26 protein-coding genes are annotated in these 17,276 nt (G+C 47.8%); 1 reads left to right on the top strand and 25 read right to left on the bottom strand.

The window, feature by feature from the left end; genetic code table 11:
- Nucleotides 1-364: 364 nt before the first annotated feature.
- The 22 genes from rplQ to rpsF form a co-directional block, all read right to left on the bottom strand.
- Entirely contained in the window at nucleotides 365-766 is a 402-nt protein-coding gene (rplQ, locus tag K0504_RS11770) for a 50S ribosomal protein L17 (protein WP_220104384.1), read from the bottom strand.
- A 38-nt stretch (nucleotides 767-804) separates the two neighbouring features.
- On the bottom strand, nucleotides 805-1,794 hold the full coding sequence (locus tag K0504_RS11765) for a DNA-directed RNA polymerase subunit alpha (RefSeq protein WP_220104383.1): 990 nt from the start codon (nucleotides 1,792-1,794) through the stop codon (nucleotides 805-807).
- A 33-nt stretch (nucleotides 1,795-1,827) separates the two neighbouring features.
- Nucleotides 1,828-2,448, bottom strand: a complete 621-nt coding sequence (gene rpsD / locus K0504_RS11760) for a 30S ribosomal protein S4 (protein WP_220104382.1) — start codon at nucleotides 2,446-2,448, stop codon at nucleotides 1,828-1,830.
- 30 nt (nucleotides 2,449-2,478) lie between these two features.
- Nucleotides 2,479-2,868, bottom strand: coding sequence for a 30S ribosomal protein S11 (rpsK, locus tag K0504_RS11755; protein ID WP_220104381.1), 390 nt, complete (start codon nucleotides 2,866-2,868; stop codon nucleotides 2,479-2,481).
- A gap of 18 nt (nucleotides 2,869-2,886) precedes the next feature.
- Nucleotides 2,887-3,243, bottom strand: coding sequence for a 30S ribosomal protein S13 (gene rpsM / locus K0504_RS11750; protein ID WP_220104380.1), 357 nt, complete (start codon nucleotides 3,241-3,243; stop codon nucleotides 2,887-2,889).
- A 116-nt stretch (nucleotides 3,244-3,359) separates the two neighbouring features.
- Entirely contained in the window at nucleotides 3,360-3,473 is a 114-nt protein-coding gene (rpmJ, locus tag K0504_RS11745; RefSeq protein WP_087507567.1) for a 50S ribosomal protein L36, read from the bottom strand.
- Between the two features lie 31 nt (nucleotides 3,474-3,504).
- The gene (gene secY / locus K0504_RS11740) at nucleotides 3,505-4,833 is read right to left on the bottom strand and encodes a preprotein translocase subunit SecY (protein ID WP_220104379.1); all 1,329 of its coding nucleotides are present in this window, start codon (nucleotides 4,831-4,833) and stop codon (nucleotides 3,505-3,507) included.
- A 6-nt stretch (nucleotides 4,834-4,839) separates the two neighbouring features.
- A complete protein-coding gene (rplO, locus tag K0504_RS11735) occupies nucleotides 4,840-5,274 on the bottom strand; it encodes a 50S ribosomal protein L15 (protein WP_220104378.1) in 435 nt (144 codons plus the stop codon).
- Nucleotides 5,274-5,459, bottom strand: coding sequence for a 50S ribosomal protein L30 (gene rpmD / locus K0504_RS11730; protein ID WP_220104377.1), 186 nt, complete (start codon nucleotides 5,457-5,459; stop codon nucleotides 5,274-5,276). The genes rplO and rpmD overlap by 1 nt, the downstream gene beginning before the upstream one ends.
- Nucleotides 5,460-5,465: 6 nt before the next feature.
- Complete coding sequence (rpsE, locus tag K0504_RS11725; protein ID WP_220104376.1) at nucleotides 5,466-5,966, bottom strand: 30S ribosomal protein S5; 501 nt, start codon at nucleotides 5,964-5,966, stop codon at nucleotides 5,466-5,468.
- Between the two features lie 10 nt (nucleotides 5,967-5,976).
- A complete protein-coding gene (gene rplR, locus K0504_RS11720; RefSeq protein ID WP_220104375.1) occupies nucleotides 5,977-6,330 on the bottom strand; it encodes a 50S ribosomal protein L18 in 354 nt (117 codons plus the stop codon).
- Nucleotides 6,331-6,339: 9 nt separating this feature from the next.
- Nucleotides 6,340-6,873: a 50S ribosomal protein L6 gene (gene rplF / locus K0504_RS11715; RefSeq protein WP_220104374.1), complete on the bottom strand. Its 534-nt coding sequence runs from the start codon at nucleotides 6,871-6,873 to the stop codon at nucleotides 6,340-6,342.
- Between the two features lie 13 nt (nucleotides 6,874-6,886).
- A complete protein-coding gene (gene rpsH / locus K0504_RS11710; RefSeq protein ID WP_220104373.1) occupies nucleotides 6,887-7,279 on the bottom strand; it encodes a 30S ribosomal protein S8 in 393 nt (130 codons plus the stop codon).
- A 27-nt stretch (nucleotides 7,280-7,306) separates the two neighbouring features.
- Entirely contained in the window at nucleotides 7,307-7,612 is a 306-nt protein-coding gene (gene rpsN / locus K0504_RS11705; RefSeq protein WP_220104372.1) for a 30S ribosomal protein S14, read from the bottom strand.
- Between the two features lie 11 nt (nucleotides 7,613-7,623).
- Nucleotides 7,624-8,163: a 50S ribosomal protein L5 gene (rplE, locus tag K0504_RS11700; RefSeq protein ID WP_220104371.1), complete on the bottom strand. Its 540-nt coding sequence runs from the start codon at nucleotides 8,161-8,163 to the stop codon at nucleotides 7,624-7,626.
- 15 nt (nucleotides 8,164-8,178) lie between these two features.
- On the bottom strand, nucleotides 8,179-8,496 hold the full coding sequence (gene rplX, locus K0504_RS11695) for a 50S ribosomal protein L24 (RefSeq protein WP_220104370.1): 318 nt from the start codon (nucleotides 8,494-8,496) through the stop codon (nucleotides 8,179-8,181).
- Nucleotides 8,497-8,508: 12 nt separating this feature from the next.
- Complete coding sequence (gene rplN / locus K0504_RS11690) at nucleotides 8,509-8,877, bottom strand: 50S ribosomal protein L14 (RefSeq protein WP_087507578.1); 369 nt, start codon at nucleotides 8,875-8,877, stop codon at nucleotides 8,509-8,511.
- A gap of 658 nt (nucleotides 8,878-9,535) precedes the next feature.
- A complete protein-coding gene (locus tag K0504_RS11685; protein WP_220104369.1) occupies nucleotides 9,536-10,150 on the bottom strand; it encodes a putative HlyD family type I secretion protein in 615 nt (204 codons plus the stop codon).
- Between the two features lie 310 nt (nucleotides 10,151-10,460).
- Nucleotides 10,461-10,913 (bottom strand): 50S ribosomal protein L9, encoded by a 453-nt coding sequence (gene rplI / locus K0504_RS11680; RefSeq protein WP_220104368.1) that lies wholly within the window; start codon nucleotides 10,911-10,913, stop codon nucleotides 10,461-10,463.
- Nucleotides 10,914-10,937: 24 nt separating this feature from the next.
- Nucleotides 10,938-11,165 carry a 30S ribosomal protein S18 gene (rpsR, locus tag K0504_RS11675; protein ID WP_220104367.1) on the bottom strand — a complete coding sequence of 76 codons (228 nt, stop codon included), beginning with the start codon at nucleotides 11,163-11,165 and terminating at the stop codon, nucleotides 10,938-10,940.
- Nucleotides 11,166-11,176: 11 nt separating this feature from the next.
- Nucleotides 11,177-11,485, bottom strand: coding sequence for a primosomal replication protein N (gene priB / locus K0504_RS11670; protein WP_220104366.1), 309 nt, complete (start codon nucleotides 11,483-11,485; stop codon nucleotides 11,177-11,179).
- Nucleotides 11,485-11,898: a 30S ribosomal protein S6 gene (rpsF, locus tag K0504_RS11665; RefSeq protein ID WP_220104365.1), complete on the bottom strand. Its 414-nt coding sequence runs from the start codon at nucleotides 11,896-11,898 to the stop codon at nucleotides 11,485-11,487. Before rpsF ends, priB begins: the two co-directional genes overlap by 1 nt.
- A 251-nt stretch (nucleotides 11,899-12,149) precedes the next feature.
- Here rpsF and K0504_RS11660 point away from each other — a divergent pair, with 251 nt between their 5' ends.
- Entirely contained in the window at nucleotides 12,150-13,406 is a 1,257-nt protein-coding gene (locus K0504_RS11660) for a serine hydrolase domain-containing protein (protein ID WP_220104364.1), read from the top strand.
- Between the two features lie 239 nt (nucleotides 13,407-13,645).
- Here K0504_RS11660 and K0504_RS11655 read toward each other — a convergent pair whose 3' ends face one another.
- Genes K0504_RS11655 through rnr form a run of 3 tightly spaced genes read right to left on the bottom strand, consistent with a single transcriptional unit; the run spans nucleotide 13,646 to nucleotide 17,232 of the window.
- Nucleotides 13,646-14,041 (bottom strand): DUF2750 domain-containing protein, encoded by a 396-nt coding sequence (locus K0504_RS11655; protein WP_220104363.1) that lies wholly within the window; start codon nucleotides 14,039-14,041, stop codon nucleotides 13,646-13,648.
- A gap of 2 nt (nucleotides 14,042-14,043) precedes the next feature.
- Complete coding sequence (gene rlmB, locus K0504_RS11650; protein WP_220104362.1) at nucleotides 14,044-14,787, bottom strand: 23S rRNA (guanosine(2251)-2'-O)-methyltransferase RlmB; 744 nt, start codon at nucleotides 14,785-14,787, stop codon at nucleotides 14,044-14,046.
- Nucleotides 14,788-14,790: 3 nt separating this feature from the next.
- Nucleotides 14,791-17,232, bottom strand: coding sequence for a ribonuclease R (rnr, locus tag K0504_RS11645; protein WP_220104361.1), 2,442 nt, complete (start codon nucleotides 17,230-17,232; stop codon nucleotides 14,791-14,793).
- Nucleotides 17,233-17,276 lie beyond the last annotated feature (44 nt).

The following is a 17,276-nucleotide window of genomic DNA, read 5'->3' as shown; positions in this document are numbered from 1 at the left end:
GATAATTTTTTATCTCAACTCACTGCGAGTGCCCACACAGATTGTCTTGCTTAATTGTTAAAGAGCGTGCGTCTTTCGACGCTGCAGCGCTTGGCTGCGGGAGGCGTATATTACGCTTCCTTCCCTCAGAGTCAATCACTTTTTTCAAAGTTTTTGTTCTGAGTGCTTAGAAGTAAACTTGAAACTTTAAAGGTTTCGCATTGCTCCGAAGCAGTGGAGGCGCATTATAGAGAGTCTTCGTTGGAGATCAAGATCTTTTTCGGATCTTTTTCTATGTTTTTATAAATTAATAAAAAATAAAGAAAAGCTTAAAATTCAGACACAAAAAAGCCGGGCGAACCCGGCTTTTTTAAAGAAATGATACTTACTCTTCAGTAGCTGCTTCAGTTGCTTCTTCTTCAGCAACTTCTGGACGGTCTACTAATTCGATGTAAGCCATAGGTGCATTGTCACCGGCGCGGAAGCCACACTTCAAAATACGAGTGTATCCACCTGGACGCTCTTGGTAACGAGGACCTAATTCATTAAACAATTTACCGACAACTTCTTGGTCGCGTGTGCGAGCAAAAGCTAAGCGACGGTTAGCAACGCTGTCTGACTTAGACAGGGTGATCAATGGTTCGATCACTCGGCGCAGCTCTTTCGCTTTCGGCAGTGTAGTCTTAATCACTTCATGACGTACCAGCGAGCTTGCCATGTTTTTAAACATAGCTTGACGATGACTGCTGTTACGGTTCAGTTGACGACCACTCTTGCGATGGCGCATGATCTTTTCCTTCTAACTCAGTTTACTTCGGTATCTGGTTATTCACCGTCAGCGATGCTGGCAGGTGGCCAGTTCTCAAGGCGCATGCCCAGAGACAAACCACGTGATGCCAAGACATCTTTGATTTCTGTGAGTGACTTCTTACCCAAGTTAGGGGTTTTCAGCAACTCAACTTCAGTGCGTTGTACCAGATCACCAATGTAGTGAATCGCTTCTGCTTTCAAACAGTTAGCAGAGCGAACGGTGAGCTCGAGATCGTCGACAGGACGCAATAGAATAGGATCGAATTCTGGTTTCTCTTCTTTCTGCTCCGGCTCGCTGATATCACGCAGCTCGACGAATGCTTCAAGTTGTTCAGCCAGGATGGTTGCCGAACGGCGGATCGCTTCTTCAGGATCCAAAGTACCGTTGGTTTCCATATCGATAACCAGCTTGTCCAAGTTAGTACGCTGCTCTACGCGAGCGGCATCCACATTGTAAGCAATGCGGCGAACTGGACTGAATGATGCGTCTACCAATAAGCGACCGATTGGACGCTCATCTTCTTCACTCTCTGCGCGAGCCGATACTGGCACGTAGCCACGACCGCGTTCAACAGTGATGCGCATGCTGATCTCACCTTCACCCGTTAAGGTACAGATGACATGTTCTGGATTTGCGATTTCAACATCACCGTCATGGGTGATGTCGCCTGCTACTACTGAGCCTGCACCACTCTTAGTCAGAGTCAATACTGCTTTGTCTTTACCAGACAACTTAACGGCCAGGCCTTTAAGGTTCAGCAGGATTTCGATGATGTCTTCAAGTACACCTTCTTTGGTGCTGTACTCATGTTGTACACCATCAATTTCTACTTCAGTCACTGCCACACCTGGCATAGATGAGAGCAGAATACGACGAAGAGCGTTACCCAAGGTATGACCGAAACCACGCTCAAGCGGCTCCAGGGTGACTTTCGCACGAGTAGGTGCAACCTGCTCGATGTCTACCAACCTAGGTTTGAGAAACTCTGTAACAGACCCCTGCATTTGTGTCCTCTCTTTAAATTAAGCGTTTACGCTTTACTTAGAGTACAGCTCGACGATCAGCTGTTCGTTAATATCGGCAGACAAGTCAGCACGCTCAGGATTACGTTTGAAAACGCCTTCCATTTTGCTTGCTTCAACTTCCAGCCAAGTTGGCTTTTCACGTTGCTCAGCAAGTTCCAAAGCAGCTTTGATGCGTGCTTGGTTCTTAGCTTTTTCGCGAACAGCAACCACATCTTCCACAGAAACTTGGAATGATGGGATGTTTACGACGCTGCCGTTTACCACAATACCTTTGTGGCTAACAAGCTGACGCGCTTCTGCACGTGTTGCTGCATAACCCATACGATAAACAACGTTATCTAGGCGGCCTTCCAGCAAAACAAGCAGGTTTTCACCTGTGTTGCCAGTAATACGAGCAGCTTTTTTGTAGTAGTTACGGAATTGCTTTTCCAGAACGCCGTAGATACGACGAACTTTTTGCTTTTCACGTAACTGAACACCATAGTCAGACAGACGCGGTTTACGCGCACCGTGTTGACCGGGTGGATTGTCGATTTTGCACTTGGTGTCGATTGCACGAACACCACTTTTCAGAAACAGATCAGTGCCTTCACGACGGCTAAGTTTGAGCTTAGGACCCAAATATCTTGCCATGTTCTTTCTCCAATATCCGGAAGCGGGGCGTTATACGCGGCGCTTTTTAGGCGGACGACAACCATTGTGAGGAATCGGCGTCACATCAACAATGTTGGTGATGCGGTAGCCACTAGCGTTCAATGCGCGGATCGCGGACTCACGTCCTGGACCTGGGCCTTTAACGAACACTTCAAGATTCTTCACGCCATATTCTTGCGCTGCAGTACCAGCACGTTCAGCAGCAACCTGAGCTGCGAACGGAGTCGATTTACGAGAACCGCGGAAGCCAGAGCCACCTGCAGTTGCCCACGACAACGCATTACCTTGACGATCAGTGATAGTCACAATGGTATTGTTGAAAGACGCATGGATATGAGCCATACCGTCTGGAATCTGCTTTTTGACGCGTTTACGCGTACGAGTTGGTTGTTTAGCCATGTTTAGACCTCTCCCCGATTACTTTTTGATCGGCTTACGCGGACCCTTACGGGTACGGGCGTTAGTTTTAGAACGCTGACCGCGCACAGGCAGGCTACGACGGTGGCGAATACCACGGTAGCAACCCAAATCCATTAGGCGTTTAATGTTCAGCGTAACTTCACGACGGAGGTCACCTTCTACGGCGTACTTACCAACTTCGTCACGCAATTTATCGATAGTTGCTTCATCCAACTGACCGATTTTTGCGTCTTGGGCAACACCAGTCGCAACACAAATTTCTTGTGCGCGGGTGCGGCCGATGCCGTAAATTGCAGTCAATGCAATTACAGCGTGTTTATTGTCAGGGACGTTAATGCCGGCTATACGGGCCATTAACAGCACTCCTCTAATTATGGGTCATTGATTTGAAAAGCCCGTAAGGATACTCAACCAATAACCTGTTTGCAAATCAGGCAAGCCGTTTTATTGGCTTGCCCACTTTTGTCCGATTAGCCTTGGCGTTGTTTATGCTTTGGCTCACTGCAAATCACGCGTACAACGCCGCGGCGTTTGATGACTTTACAGTTACGGCACATTTTCTTTACGGATGCGCGAACTTTCATTCTTAAACTCCGTTGAGTTACCAACCCGGCCTTAGCGGCCGTAGTTTTTAAGGTTGGCTTTGCGAAGTACAGATTCATATTGACTTGACATCATATGAGTCTGTACCTGGGCCATGAAATCCATGATAACCACTACAATAATGAGCAGCGAAGTACCACCGAAGTAGAACTGCACATTCATGGTAATGAGCATGAACTCAGGAACCAGACAAACCAACGTAATATAGAGTGCACCGGCTAAAGTAAGACGAGTCATTACTTTGTCGATGTAGCGAGATGTTTGCTCACCAGGACGGATCCCAGGAATAAACGCGCCCGACTTCTTCAAGTTATCTGCGGTTTCACGCGGGTTGAATACCAACGCCGTGTAAAAGAAGCAGAAGAAGATAATCGCTGCCGCATACAACATCACATACAACGGTTGACCTGGCTGCAGTGTCAATGACACTTGCTGCAGGATTTCCGCTACCACGCCGTCACCTTGACCAAACCAGCTTGCTGCTGTGGCAGGGAACAGAATGATACTAGAAGCGAAGATAGGTGGAATAACACCAGCCATATTCACTTTCAATGGTAAGTGAGTGCTTTGCTGTGCAAACACCTGACGCCCTTGCTGACGCTTAGCGTAATTCACAACGATACGACGCTGACCACGTTCAACGAACACTACGAAGAAGGTTACAACGAATACAATGGCAGCAATAACTAGCAGCACAATCGCGTTCATTTCGCCTTGACGAGCTTGTTCGATGGTCTGACCGATAGCTGTAGGCAAGCCTGCAACAATACCGGTAAAGATCAGAATCGAAATACCATTACCAATTCCGCGCTCAGTGATTTGTTCACCAAGCCACATCAGGAACATAGTACCGGTGACCAAGCTGACTACTGCTGTAAAGTAGAAGCCAAAACCTGGGTCAACCACCAAACCTGGCATCAGGTTTGGTAGGCCAGTGGAAATACCAATGGCCTGGAAGGTACCAAGTACCAATGTGAAGTAACGGGTGTACTGGCTAATCTTACGACGGCCAGCTTCACCCTCTTTCTTCAACTCAGCGAGTGGTGGGTGCACTACTGTCAACAACTGCATGATAATCGATGCCGAAATATACGGCATGATGCCCAATGCGAAGACAGAGGCACGTTCCAGAGCACCACCGGAGAACATGTTAAACATCTCAACGATGGTACCGCGCTGCTGGTCGAATAAATCAGCAAGAACCGAGGCATCAATACCAGGGATGGGTACAAATGAGCCCGCCCGGAACACGAGAATCGCGCCCAACACAAACAGTAGACGACTGCGTAATTCGCTTAGTCCACCTTTCGCACTATTCAAGTCCAATCCTGGTGTAGCCATTGATCCTTATTCCTCGACTTTGCCACCAGCTGCTTCAATCGCAGCTTGTGCACCTTTAGTTACAGCGATACCTTTCAGGTTCACAGCTTTAGTCACTTCGCCTGACAACACAACTTTAACGTTCTTCGTTGTGCCTTTAATCAGGTCAGCTGCGCGCAATGCATTGATATCAACCACTTCAGCTTCAATCTTGTTGAGCTCTTGAGTACGAATTTCTTCGCGAACCAATTGCTTACGAGATGTGAAACCAAATTTAGGTAAGCGTTGTTTCAAAGGCATTTGACCGCCTTCAAAACCAGCGCGAACGCCGCCACCTGAACGTGATTTCTGGCCTTTGTGACCACGACCGCCAGTCTTACCAAGACCAGAGCCGATACCACGACCAACGCGCTTACCTGTAGGCTTAGAACCTTCAGCTGGAGATAAATTATTTAAACGCATTATTCACCCTCCACCTGTACCATGTAGTAAACCTTGTTGATCATACCGCGAACAGAAGGAGTATCTTCCAGTTCAACAGTGTGACCAATGCGACGCAAACCTAAACCAGTTAGGGTTGCTCTGTGCTTTGGTAAGCGGCCGATAGAGCTTTTTACCTGAGTCACTTTCAATGTTTTATTCGCCATGATGCCTTACCCCAGAATTTCTTCTATAGATAGGCCACGTTTCGCGGCGACTTGCTCAGGTGAGTTCATGTTCACCAAAGCATCGATTGTTGCACGCACAATGTTGATTGGGTTGGTAGAGCCATAGGCTTTAGACAGAACGTTCTGTACGCCAGCTACTTCCAACACAGCACGCATCGCACCACCGGCAATAATACCGGTACCTTCAGATGCAGGCTGCATGTAAACGCGCGAACCAGTGTGACGACCTTTAACAGGGTGCCACAAAGTGTTGCCGTTCAATTCAACTTGTTGCATGTTGCGACGGGCTTTTTCCATCGCTTTTTGGATCGCAGCAGGTACTTCGCGGGCTTTACCGTAACCAAAGCCAACGCGACCCTTGCCATCACCAACAACTGTCAGAGCGGTGAAGCTGAAGATACGACCACCTTTAACCGTTTTTGCTACACGGTTAACGGCAATCAATTTCTCCAGAAACTCGCCTTGTTGCAATTCAGCTTTTGCCATCATCGACTCCTTAGAACTGCAGGCCGGCTTCACGAGCGGCTTCTGCAAGCGCTGCTACACGACCATGATACTTAAAGCCAGAACGGTCAAAGGCTACAGAGGTAACTTCTTTAGCAAGCGCGCGTTCAGCAATGGCTTTACCCACAGCTTTAGCAGCTTCCACGTTACCAGTAGACTTCAGTTCTTCGCTGATTGCTTTCTCTACAGTAGAGGCAGCAGCGATAACGTCAGAACCGTTAGGCGCGATCAATTGAGCATAGATGTGGCGTGGGGTACGGTGTACCACCAGGCGTGTTGCACCCAGCTCGCTGATTTTTGCGCGAGCGCGCGTAGCGCGGCGCAAACGAGATACTTTCTTATCCATCGCGATACCTTACTTCTTCTTGGCTTCTTTACGACGGACGTGTTCGTCGTCGTAACGTACACCTTTGCCTTTATAAGGCTCAGGCTTACGATAAGCACGAATATTGGCAGCAACTTGACCAACCAACTGCTTATCGACGCCTTTCAGCACGATTTCAGTTTGGGAAGGACATTCAGCTGTTACACCTTCAGGCAATTCGTGGTCGATTGGGTGTGAGAAGCCCAAAGCTAGGTTTACAACCTTGCCTTTAGCTTGCGCACGATAACCAACACCGTTCAGCAACAATTTGCGAACGAAGCCCTGACTTACGCCAGTAACCATGTTGTTTACCAAAGCGCGCGCAGTACCAGCCTGCGCCCATGCACCGTCTACACCGTCACGGCCGGCGAAAGTCAAAGCATTTTCTTCTTGCTTAACTTCAACACCCGCGTGAATGGTACGAGACAATGTACCTTGACCACCCTTTACAGTCAGATCTTGACCTTTCAACGTTACTTCAACGCCGGCAGGGATCTGAACAGGAGCTTTTGCTACTCGAGACATCCTCTACCTCCGATTAAGCTACGTAGCCGATGATCTCACCGCCCATGCCCGCTTTACGCGCAGCACGGTCAGACATCACGCCTTTAGAAGTGGACACGATAGAAACACCCAAACCAGCCAGTACTTTAGGTAAGTCGCCTTTCTTCTTATAAATACGAAGACCTGGGCGGCTAACGCGCTGGATAGTTTCGATAACTTCTTTACCTTGGAAGTACTTTAATTCTACTTCCAGTTCTGGCTTCGCTTCGCCAGACACTGAATAATCAGTGATGTAGCCTTCTTTTTTCAAAAGTGCAGCAATAGCAACTTTCAATTTTGAAGACGGCATTTTAACCGCAACTTTCTTGGCCGCTTGGCCGTTACGGATGCGAGTGAACATGTCCGAAATCGGATCTTGCATACTCATATCAATTTACTCCCGTGAACGACTCGATTACCAAGAAGCCTTGCGTAGGCCTGGAACCTCACCACGCATTGCAGCTTCACGCAATTTGATTCGGCTCAAGCCGAATTTGCGCAAAAATGCGTGCGGGCGACCCGTCACACGACAACGGTTACGTTGACGTGATTTGCTGCTATCGCGAGGCAGTGCTTGCAGTTTAAGAACTGCATCCCAACGCTCTTCATCAGAAGTGCTTGGGTTAGCAATCAATGCTTTAAGTGCCTGACGCTTCTCAGCGTACTTGGCTACAAGTTTGGCGCGCTTTACTTCGCGGGCCTTCATGGATTTCTTAGCCATAACCCTGTCCTTTACTTACGGAATGGGAAATTAAAGGCAGCCAGCAGAGCACGGCCTTCTTCGTCAGATTTCGCACCGGTAGTGATAGTAATATCCATACCGCGAATCTTATCGACCTTGTCGTAGTCGATTTCTGGGAAGATGATTTGCTCGCGTACGCCCATGCTGTAGTTACCGCGTCCATCAAAAGACTTAGTACTTACACCGCGGAAATCGCGGATACGTGGCATAGCAATACAAATCAAGCGCTCCAAGAATTCCCACATGCGTTCGCCACGCAGGGTTACCTTGCAACCGATAGGGTAGCCTTCACGGATTTTGAAACCAGCAACTGACTTACGAGCTTTGGTTACTACTGGTTTTTGACCAGTAATAGTTGCCATATCGCTTACGGCGTTTTCCAAAACTTTTTTGTCAGCTAAGGCCTCACCAACACCCATGTTCAGGGTGATTTTTTCAATCCGAGGGACTTGCATGATACTGTCGTAACCGAACTCTTTTTGAAGAGCTGGAACAACAGTCTCGTTGTAGTACTCATGCAGTTTCGCCATCGTAATACTCCGAAATTAGCTGATTACTTGATTAGTCGATTTGAAGAAGCGAACTTTCTTGCCATCTTCAACTCGGAAACCTACACGATCTGCTTTGCCAGTTTCGGCGTTGTAGATCGCAACATTAGAAACGTCAATTGCCGCTTCTTTTTCTATGATGCCACCCTCTACCTGCTGGTATGGGTTTGGCTTCTGGTGCTTCTTGACGATGTTAACGCCTTTTACAAGGACTTTGCCTGCTTCAACTAAGACTTGCTCGACTTCGCCGCGCTTACCTTTGTCTTTGCCTGCCAATACGATAACTTCATCGCCTTTGTGGATTTTCGCTGCCATTTCTGATTCTCCTTATAATACTTCTGGAGCCAGAGAGACGATTTTCATGAACTTTTCAGAACGAAGTTCACGCGTCACTGGACCGAAGATACGGGTACCGATCGGCGCATGGTTGGCGTTCAAAAGAACGGCCGCGTTACGATCGAATTTAATCAGAGAACCGTCTTGGCGACGAACACCCTTTCTGGTTCGCACTACAACGGCATTAAGAACATCACCTTTTTTAACTTTACCGCGAGGAATTGCTTCCTTCACAGAAACTTTAATGATGTCACCAATACCGGCATAGCGGCGGTGTGATCCACCGAGAACCTTAATACACATCACGCTGCGTGCGCCGCTATTGTCAGCAACATCCAGCAGGGTCTGCATTTGGATCATTTCAGTGCTCCGCTATTTACTTTACGTAAAACAAAAGATCCGGGCCCGTTCTGAGCTCGGATCGTGGCTGCCTTTTTACAAGGGCGCCGAAGTATACCAACGTTTTGGGGGATTGGGTAGTGGTAATTTCAATCCAAAAAAAGAAGGTTATTTTTTGAGTGGTTTTCGAGGGTGTGTTAGGTAACTTTTATATGCAAACCAACTAATCAACATCTTTTCAGAAGGCTCAGTAGAACTATTAAGATTGCAGCATCTAAATTAGCAACCTAGCCAAGCCGTCAATGTCGCGACTGATTTAATGCTACTTTATGTCGCTAGAACATCTAATCATCGCCATTTTGATCCCGATAGTTAGATAACAATCGGTCGCTTTTCTTCGTAATCCCGTGAGCTAGCATAGATGTAATGACAACAACAAAAGCAACATCCAATTCTCCAAATTGTTTAGCTAGTAACATATATAAAGCCATTAATATGTTTGTAATCAATACTGTCTAGCAGAAGCTTATCAAGTTACGCATTTTACTATCCATTGCTAACATCCCTTTATTAGGATAAGTGTTGCACCATGCTCTATCTTCTCAAATAGATTAATTACAAGGAATGCAACTCTCCATCGTAATTGCCTCCGTAGCCGCTAGCGCTGGGGGAGCCAGCCCTATTGAACTAAAATGTAGAGGTAATCCCTCTTGGTTACGTGACCTTGCTGATAAACTGACTCGATATCTTGCAACTGCTCTTGATAAATCACGTTGCGCGCTTCCAAGGCCTCGGCTTGCTGCGCTAACTCAACAAGCTCCTGCGATAAAAAGCCTTTGCTGTCGCTCAATTCACTTAATTGCTTAACGTGCAGTTCTTTTATTTGTGCTAATTGGTTTTCTAGTGACCGAATTTGCAACTCGACTTGTTGGACTCGACTTTCGCCCGCATCAACACCGTTAGCCAGCGAACGCTCCGTAATTAACGTTACTAATGGCTGACCTTCTTCAACTTGTTCGCCTTCTTTAACATGCAAAATTTCAACATTAGCCATTCTCGGAGTGTAAATTTTGAGAAACCCCTTACTAGGAACTAAGTAACCTCGCACTACTTCCTTTCGGCTATATTCACCAAGCCAAAGAAAAAGAGCAGTCACAGCTAGAGAGATGACCAACAATGTAGTAATCGTTGAAAATGAAACGGGCTGCGCAACAACAATGTCGCCAGCTAGTCGATTTTTTTGGTATGCAAGGGCTTGCTGTCGAAACAAGCCTTCTGAAGATAATTTAGACATTCCACGTCCTTGTGAATTCTTTTGATATCGTTACGAAAGATTGAATAAGTTCTCATCGCCCTGATGACATTCATCGCTATTTAAAAAAGCACATGGTTAACATTCAGCCAAGTCGAAATAACCAAAAAATCGACGTTGTTGAGATTCGTCAACTCACCACAGTTTAAACACCGAAAAGTTCATCCTCCATTTGCTAAACAGAAAAGTACTCACCCAGCCGTGTTCCATTGATAAACCGCACATAAAAAAACACCGCCAGTTGGCGGTGTTTTTTTACGCTCGAGCTCCAATGAAGGAGCAAAGCAGAAGATTACTCTTCAGCTTCAATCACAACTTTAACAGCTGTAGTAACATCTGAGTGAACTTGTACGTCAATGTCGTACTCACCAATGTTACGTAAAGTGCCTAAAGGCAGACGTACTTCAGACTTAACAACTTCAACGCCAGCGGCGGTGATTGCGTCAGCCAGGTCACGCGTACCGATAGAACCGAACAGCTTGCCTTCGTCACCAGCTTTAGAGGTGATTACAACAGCTTCCAGCTCAGCCAGTTTGGCACCACGTGCTTCGGCAGCAGCTAGCTCGTCAGCCAGTTTTGCTTCCAATTCAGCACGACGTGTTTCAAACGCGGCAACATTTTCTTTATTAGCAACTACTGCTTTGCCTTGAGGCAGCAGGTAGTTACGAGCGTAACCAGCTTTAACGGTTACTTCATCACCCAGACCACCCAGGTTAGCGATTTTATCAAGCAGAATAACTTGCATCTGAATCTCTCCTAGTAAGTGGGCTTATTTGTGGCCATCAGTGTATGGCAACAGAGACAGGTAGCGAGCGCGCTTAATAGCACGGGCCAACTGACGCTGATACTTAGCACTGGTGCCAGTGATACGGCTTGGTACGATTTTGCCACTTTCAGTGATGTAGCTTTTCAACGTAGCAATATCTTTGTAATCAATCTCGGTCACGCCATCCGCTGTGAAGCGGCAGAATTTACGACGACGGAAAAAACGAGCCATGAGGCTATCTCCTAGTTAATCTGTTCAATGCTTCTGGCATGCAATACCAAGCGGGATAAACCGTTGGCGGATTTTTGCTGGCTAATAAAGCCGCTCACCTTTACTTGCATTGCCGTTGTCAAAGACGCTGTTTGCGTCTGCAGTTCTTCGCCGCTTGCCACGACTTGAATCCGACACCACGCTCGGCGTGATTTGTTGGCTTCAATTTGCTCTGACTCATGGTCGAGAGAAAAGTGACAGTGTTGAATCCCTGCGGGGCTTACACTGTGCTGCGGTGCTCGGCTAACTACGCCACTTAACACCAGCCAGTTATCGGCCATTATTCTTCTGCGCTTGCCTCAGCAGCCGGAGCTTCTTCGGTTTTAGCAGGACGCTCTTCACGAGGAGCGCGCTCTTCGCGAGATGAACGCTCTTCTTTCGCTTTCGCCATTGGCGAAGGCTCAGTAACAGCATCTTTAGTACGCATGATCACATTACGGATCACAGCATCGTTGTAGCGGAAACTAGTTTCCAGCTCGTCGATTACAGCTTGGTTAGCTTCAACATTCATTAACACGTAGTGTGCTTTGTGAAGTTTGTTGATTGGGTAAGCCAGTTGGCGACGACCCCAGTCTTCTAAACGGTGAACTTTACCACCGTCAGCATCGATCAGACCGGTATAACGTTCAACCATACCAGGAACCTGTTCGCTTTGGTCTGGGTGGACCATAAATACGATTTCGTAATGACGCATTGTTGCTCCTTACGGATTATTAGCTTCGTTAGGCTCAGTCACACCACATAGAAGCAAGGAACTAAAGTAAGTTTGACTGATTTAAGGGCGCGTAGTGTACAGAATGTAGGCGTAGCACGCAACAAGCCAGAACGATTAACTTAGCTCCCGAATCTTATTTAGATTTGCTACCCTATCGCGGCTGTTCGGTAAGCCAATAAGCCATACCGAATTAGGCAGCACAATATCGGCCCAACGGAGTGCATTAAACCATGCGACGAACCTGTCATTTCTTGAGACTTGCAACAGCTTTGATTGCTCTTCTGCTCGCGCCATCGCTAGCGGCAGCAACCAAACCTGCAGCATCCCTTGATGACTGGTTACAGCAGTTTGATGACTATTTCTTGGCTCAAATGCAAAAGCATAAAGTGCCGGGCGGTGCTTATGTGATTGTGCAGGGCGACCAAATTCTTAGAGTGCGGCCTTATGGTGTGCGTAAACAACGCAGCGCCGCTCCGGTAGATATTCACACCACTTTCAGGTTGGCGTCGGTTTCTAAAACCTTTGCGGCGAGCCTAGCGGCTAAGCAGGTTCATCAGGGCCATTTCAAATGGCAAGATTCGGTGGTCAAGTATGTTCCTCAGCTCGCTTTTAAAACTCCCGGCCACGCCGAGCGGCTGCAAGTAAAAGACTTACTCAGTCACGCCAGTGGCCTGGTCCCTAATGCTTACGACAACTTGATTGAGGCAGGCCAATCACTTCCGAAAATCCTGCCGCAATTTAAAAAGCTCAAACCCTTGTGTGAACCCGGCAAGTGCTACGGTTACCAAAATGTGCTGTATAGCATGATTGAGCAAGTCATCGAACAAACTAACCCGCTCGATTATGAATCATTAATGCAACAAGCCGTGTTTGATCCGCTTGGCATGGACAACGCCAGCTTGGGCCGCGATGCGTTTATGAATAACCCAAACCATGCCACTGGCCACTTAAAGCTTAAACGTGGCTGGTACCCTAAAAAACCAAAGCGCGATTACTACAATTTCCCTGCCGCCGCGGGGGTAAACGCCAGCATTTATGACATGGGGAAATGGCTTATTGCACAATTAGGCCACCGACCTGACGTACTGCCGCCAACTGTACTCAACGATATGCGTACAGCCAACGCCGTCACTAAACGCGACTTAAAGCGCCGCCAATGGCGTAAATATTTGAAGCGAGCTGAATACGGCCTTGGATGGCGTTTGTATGACTTTAATGGAACAGACTTGGTTTACCATGGCGGTTGGGTTGCCGGTTTTCGCGCCGATTTAGCCTACGCACCAAACATTGATATTGGCATTGCGGTATTACTCAATGCCGAATCTCATGCCATCAACTATGTGACCACTCACTTCTGGGATATGGCTTTAAAACCGCAAGCGTTAGCATTAATAGACCAAGCCAAACCAACGCCGCAGCCAAGAATGATTTCACCTTTACTGCTGCGCAATGCTCAGGTTCAACCCTATCGGAGCGAGCAGTATTAATTCGGGTTACATTACGACCCAATAACTAATCTAACAGTCAAACACCTAACGAATTTCGAAGCAGAAAGATAATCAATAATAATATTTGCTCAGTTATCGTACTGACATTTTATCTTTGGGCTGATCCCCAGTTTAACCTCGAGAAAAGTGCAAGCCGGACTAACGGATCTTCCTTTCTTCCTAAATCACAGCTACAAAAAAGGCTCCCGAAGGAGCCTTTTTTGTTTCAGCCAAAGCTATTAAGCCATGGGTGCTTTTTTCTTTTGAAGCTTGGTATTAACAGCCAGCTCTTGCGCTGAAATAACTTCGCTAGAGCCTTCTAAATCTGGGAATACGGCAACATCAATGACATCGTTTTCCATACCCGGCAGCCACTTTTCTTGCCAGTCATCTAATGAAATGGCCAGCGGCTTTAACCCTTGCCATTCTTCAACAGCAGCGTTACTCGCAAAAACTTCGAGAGGCCACACGGGCAATAATTGCTCACCGTCGCTATCAACAATCAAACAGCCTTCGTCATCAGACAACGCCCAAACTTGCTTGTGCTTTACGGTTAACCCTAAAAACAACTCAAAACGTTGTTCTTCGTTTTGCTGACCCCATTCGGAGATCTGCGCTTCTGAGTAATCACTCATGTTTATGCTCCTAGCCGTTGTCGGACGACTTCATACAAACAGATGCCGGTTGCCACCGACACATTTAAACTACTAACGACACCGGCCATAGGTAGCTTGACCAGTTCATCACAATTCTCGCGCGTTAACCGTCGCATGCCTTTGCCTTCCGCGCCCATCACCAACGCCATTGGCCCTTGCAGTTTGCAGTCAAACAGGTTTTGCTCGGCTTCACCGGCGGTACCCACCAACCAAACGCCCTGCTCTTGTAAAAAACGCATGGTCCGGGCCAAGTTGGTCACTTGTACCAACGGCATCGTTTCTGCCGCACCACAGGCAACTTTCCGTACCGTAGGGTTTAAGCTCGCCGATTTATCTTTCGGTACAATCACCGCATCAACGCCGGCCGCATCGGCCGTTCGCAGACAGGCGCCAAGGTTATGGGGATCAGTCACCCCATCAAGCAACAACAGCAGTGGCTTATCAGTTTTTGCCAAAATTGCATCTAAATCCGCTTCTGTAGCAACTTTGGCGGGTTTAATACGCGCCAAAACACCTTGGTGATTTTCGCCTTTGGCACGATCATCTAAGGTTTTTCTGGGCACAAACTGAACACTTACACCGTGTTGGCGAGCCGTTGTCACCATTGCTTGAAAAGCATCGTCATCACGGCCTTTCAGGCACCATAGCTCGACCACTCGTAATGGCGCGGCATCTATAATTGCGCGAACGGCGTGAATGCCGAACACAGACTCAAGTTGACTCATGGGTTACTTTTTCTTGCCTTTATTGCTGGCGTTTTTGCCTTTTGCCTTTGATTTGCCTTTCGGCCCTTTGGATTTCTTTTTACTTTTTGCCAAGGCCGCGCCGGCCGCAGAGACCATTGCTCGTGCAGAGCCCGGTTTAGGCTTGGCGATATCGGCGCCGCCTCGTTGATTCTTGTTTGGCGAATCCTTGTTGGCTTTACCTTTTGATTTGCTTGGCGAGCGTGGTTTGCCTGATGCCGTTTGCCCGGCAAGAACAAAATCAATCATTTTGTCTTCTAGGTTGACCGCTGCAACCTTCACCTCAATCACATCACCGATCCGGTAGCTTTTACCGGAGGCATTGCCCACTAAACGCTGGCGCGCACCATCAAAATTGTAGTAATCATTTTGCAGGCTTGAGATATGGACCAGCCCATCAATATGAAGTTCGTCGAGGCGCACGAAAAAACCAAAGCTAGTCACTGAGGCGATTACACCACTAAATTCATCACCCACGTGATCTTGCATGTACTCGCATTTGAGCCAGCTATCAACGTCTCGGGTGGCTTCATCAGCGCGACGCTCGGCCATAGAGCAATGAGGGCCAAAGTAATCCATGTCTTCGTCGAAATAGTGGTAGCCACCAATCGGCGTCCAGCGGTCGGGTACTTCGCCATGCTCTTTAGCAATAAGGTACTTAATGGCTCGGTGCAGCAATAAGTCGGGATAGCGACGAATGGGCGACGTAAAGTGCGCATAAGACGTTAACGCCAAGCCAAAGTGACCTATATTTTCAGCATCGTATACCGCTTGGCGCATCGAGCGCAGCAGCATCGTTTGAATCAATTCAGCATCAGGCCGTTCGGCCGCACGCTCAAGTAAGTCGGCATAATGCTTAGGCGTGGGCTCCATTTCGCCCCCTAAATGCAAACCGAGTTCGCCGAGGAAGTTTCGGAAATTAGTCAAACGCTCTTCACCAGGCGAGTCATGGACTCGGAACAAGGATGCAGCCTTGTGCTTTTCGACAAACTTAGCAGCCGAGACATTGGCCAAAATCATGCATTCTTCGATGATCTTATGGGCGTCATTGCGCACCACAGGCACAATGTGATCGATTTTGCGAAAAGCGTTAAAGATAAACTTGGTTTCTACCGTCTCGAGTCCTAATGCGCCGCGTTCAACGCGAGCAGCATGAAGCGCCTGATATAAGTTGTGTAGCTGTTGTAAATGTCCAACCAGCGGTTGATACCGTTCGATGAGTTCGGCGTCACCGTCTAAGATAGCGGCTACTTTGTTGTAGGTTAGCCGCGCCTTGGATTCCATTACCGCGGGATAAAACTTATAACCAGATAACGACCCGCCCTCGCTTACGGTCATTTCGCAAACCATGCACAAGCGGTCGACTTCCGGATTCAACGAGCACAAACCGTTAGACAGTTGTTCCGGCAACATCGGGATCACTTGCTGCGGAAAATAGACAGACGTGGCTCGATTAACGGCTTCGTCATCGAGCGCACTGCCCGGACGAACATAGTGACTCACGTCAGCAATTGCGACCCACAAGCGCCAGCCACCACTTTTCTTTCGCTCACAATAAACCGCATCATCAAAGTCTCGAGCATCTTCGCCATCGATGGTCACCAATGGCAAACCACGTAGATCGACGCGACCATGCTCGTATTTGTCTTTTTCAGGAACGTCTTCAGGAATTCCCTTAACGGTTCGAGTAACGGCTTTTGGCCACTGATGAGGAATTTCATGGCGGCGAATAGCTGTTTCAATTTCCATGCCTGGCGCCATGTGTTCACCGAGAATCTCAGTGACTTTACCAATTGCATGTTGGCGTTGATTGGGCCGTTGAACCAATTCTACGACTACCACATGACCTTGGCGGGCACCTTTGCTGTCGTCTTTTGGAATCACAATGTCTTGATTCAATCGGTTGTCGTCGGGCACCACAAAGCCGGTACCCTTTTCAACAAAATAGCGGCCAACGATACTACGAGATGCATCTTCCAACACACGGACAATACGGCATTCCATACGTCCTTTGCGATCAGACTTGGTGGGGAAAATTAAGACCTTATCACCATGCAATACCGCTAGCATTTGTCGCGGCGGAATAAACAAATCCGAGCCACCTTCATCGGGACGCGCAAAGCCGTGACCATCGCGATGTCCGATAACAGTAGCTGTGATAACGCCCATCTTCTCCGGTAAGGCGTAGCATTTGCTGCGAGTAAAGACTAACTGACCATCTCGCTCCATCGCTCGTAGGCGACGTCTAAGCGCTTCTTGCTGCTGCTCGTCATTAATTTTGAATTGCTGTTCGATTTGCGAACGATTCAGTGGCTCCGGATGGGCTTCGAGCACCTGAAGGATTAATTCCCGAGATGCGATGGGACGGTCATATTTTTTGGCTTCGCGATCCTGATGCGGATCTTGATAGTTTTTTGATTTACTCACGCTGGCTCTTCAATGTGGCCTGATAGCGCTGAGTATACCTTATG

Source organism: Neiella holothuriorum, assembly GCF_019457915.1.
Lineage (GTDB): Bacteria > Pseudomonadota > Gammaproteobacteria > Enterobacterales > Neiellaceae > Neiella > Neiella holothuriorum.
This window is presented reverse-complemented; position numbering and strand designations above follow the sequence as displayed.

What these genes read in the sequence shown, in the direction of transcription:
- rplQ (WP_220104384.1), bottom strand. Translation starts at nt 766, where the DNA reads ATGCGCCATCGCAAGAGTGGTCGTCAACTGAACCGTAACAGCAGTCAT.
- K0504_RS11765 (WP_220104383.1), bottom strand. Translation starts at nt 1,794, where the DNA reads ATGCAGGGGTCTGTTACAGAGTTTCTCAAACCTAGGTTGGTAGACATC.
- rpsD (WP_220104382.1), bottom strand. Translation starts at nt 2,448, where the DNA reads ATGGCAAGATATTTGGGTCCTAAGCTCAAACTTAGCCGTCGTGAAGGC.
- rpsK (WP_220104381.1), bottom strand. Translation starts at nt 2,868, where the DNA reads ATGGCTAAACAACCAACTCGTACGCGTAAACGCGTCAAAAAGCAGATT.
- rpsM (WP_220104380.1), bottom strand. Translation starts at nt 3,243, where the DNA reads ATGGCCCGTATAGCCGGCATTAACGTCCCTGACAATAAACACGCTGTA.
- rpmJ (WP_087507567.1), bottom strand. Translation starts at nt 3,473, where the DNA reads ATGAAAGTTCGCGCATCCGTAAAGAAAATGTGCCGTAACTGTAAAGTC.
- secY (WP_220104379.1), bottom strand. Translation starts at nt 4,833, where the DNA reads ATGGCTACACCAGGATTGGACTTGAATAGTGCGAAAGGTGGACTAAGC.
- rplO (WP_220104378.1), bottom strand. Translation starts at nt 5,274, where the DNA reads ATGCGTTTAAATAATTTATCTCCAGCTGAAGGTTCTAAGCCTACAGGT.
- rpmD (WP_220104377.1), bottom strand. Translation starts at nt 5,459, where the DNA reads ATGGCGAATAAAACATTGAAAGTGACTCAGGTAAAAAGCTCTATCGGC.
- rpsE (WP_220104376.1), bottom strand. Translation starts at nt 5,966, where the DNA reads ATGGCAAAAGCTGAATTGCAACAAGGCGAGTTTCTGGAGAAATTGATT.
- rplR (WP_220104375.1), bottom strand. Translation starts at nt 6,330, where the DNA reads ATGGATAAGAAAGTATCTCGTTTGCGCCGCGCTACGCGCGCTCGCGCA.
- rplF (WP_220104374.1), bottom strand. Translation starts at nt 6,873, where the DNA reads ATGTCTCGAGTAGCAAAAGCTCCTGTTCAGATCCCTGCCGGCGTTGAA.
- rpsH (WP_220104373.1), bottom strand. Translation starts at nt 7,279, where the DNA reads ATGAGTATGCAAGATCCGATTTCGGACATGTTCACTCGCATCCGTAAC.
- rpsN (WP_220104372.1), bottom strand. Translation starts at nt 7,612, where the DNA reads ATGGCTAAGAAATCCATGAAGGCCCGCGAAGTAAAGCGCGCCAAACTT.
- rplE (WP_220104371.1), bottom strand. Translation starts at nt 8,163, where the DNA reads ATGGCGAAACTGCATGAGTACTACAACGAGACTGTTGTTCCAGCTCTT.
- rplX (WP_220104370.1), bottom strand. Translation starts at nt 8,496, where the DNA reads ATGGCAGCGAAAATCCACAAAGGCGATGAAGTTATCGTATTGGCAGGC.
- rplN (WP_087507578.1), bottom strand. Translation starts at nt 8,877, where the DNA reads ATGATCCAAATGCAGACCCTGCTGGATGTTGCTGACAATAGCGGCGCA.
- K0504_RS11685 (WP_220104369.1), bottom strand. Translation starts at nt 10,150, where the DNA reads ATGTCTAAATTATCTTCAGAAGGCTTGTTTCGACAGCAAGCCCTTGCA.
- rplI (WP_220104368.1), bottom strand. Translation starts at nt 10,913, where the DNA reads ATGCAAGTTATTCTGCTTGATAAAATCGCTAACCTGGGTGGTCTGGGT.
- rpsR (WP_220104367.1), bottom strand. Translation starts at nt 11,165, where the DNA reads ATGGCTCGTTTTTTCCGTCGTCGTAAATTCTGCCGCTTCACAGCGGAT.
- priB (WP_220104366.1), bottom strand. Translation starts at nt 11,485, where the DNA reads ATGGCCGATAACTGGCTGGTGTTAAGTGGCGTAGTTAGCCGAGCACCG.
- rpsF (WP_220104365.1), bottom strand. Translation starts at nt 11,898, where the DNA reads ATGCGTCATTACGAAATCGTATTTATGGTCCACCCAGACCAAAGCGAA.
- K0504_RS11660 (WP_220104364.1), top strand. Translation starts at nt 12,150, where the DNA reads ATGCGACGAACCTGTCATTTCTTGAGACTTGCAACAGCTTTGATTGCT.
- K0504_RS11655 (WP_220104363.1), bottom strand. Translation starts at nt 14,041, where the DNA reads ATGAGTGATTACTCAGAAGCGCAGATCTCCGAATGGGGTCAGCAAAAC.
- rlmB (WP_220104362.1), bottom strand. Translation starts at nt 14,787, where the DNA reads ATGAGTCAACTTGAGTCTGTGTTCGGCATTCACGCCGTTCGCGCAATT.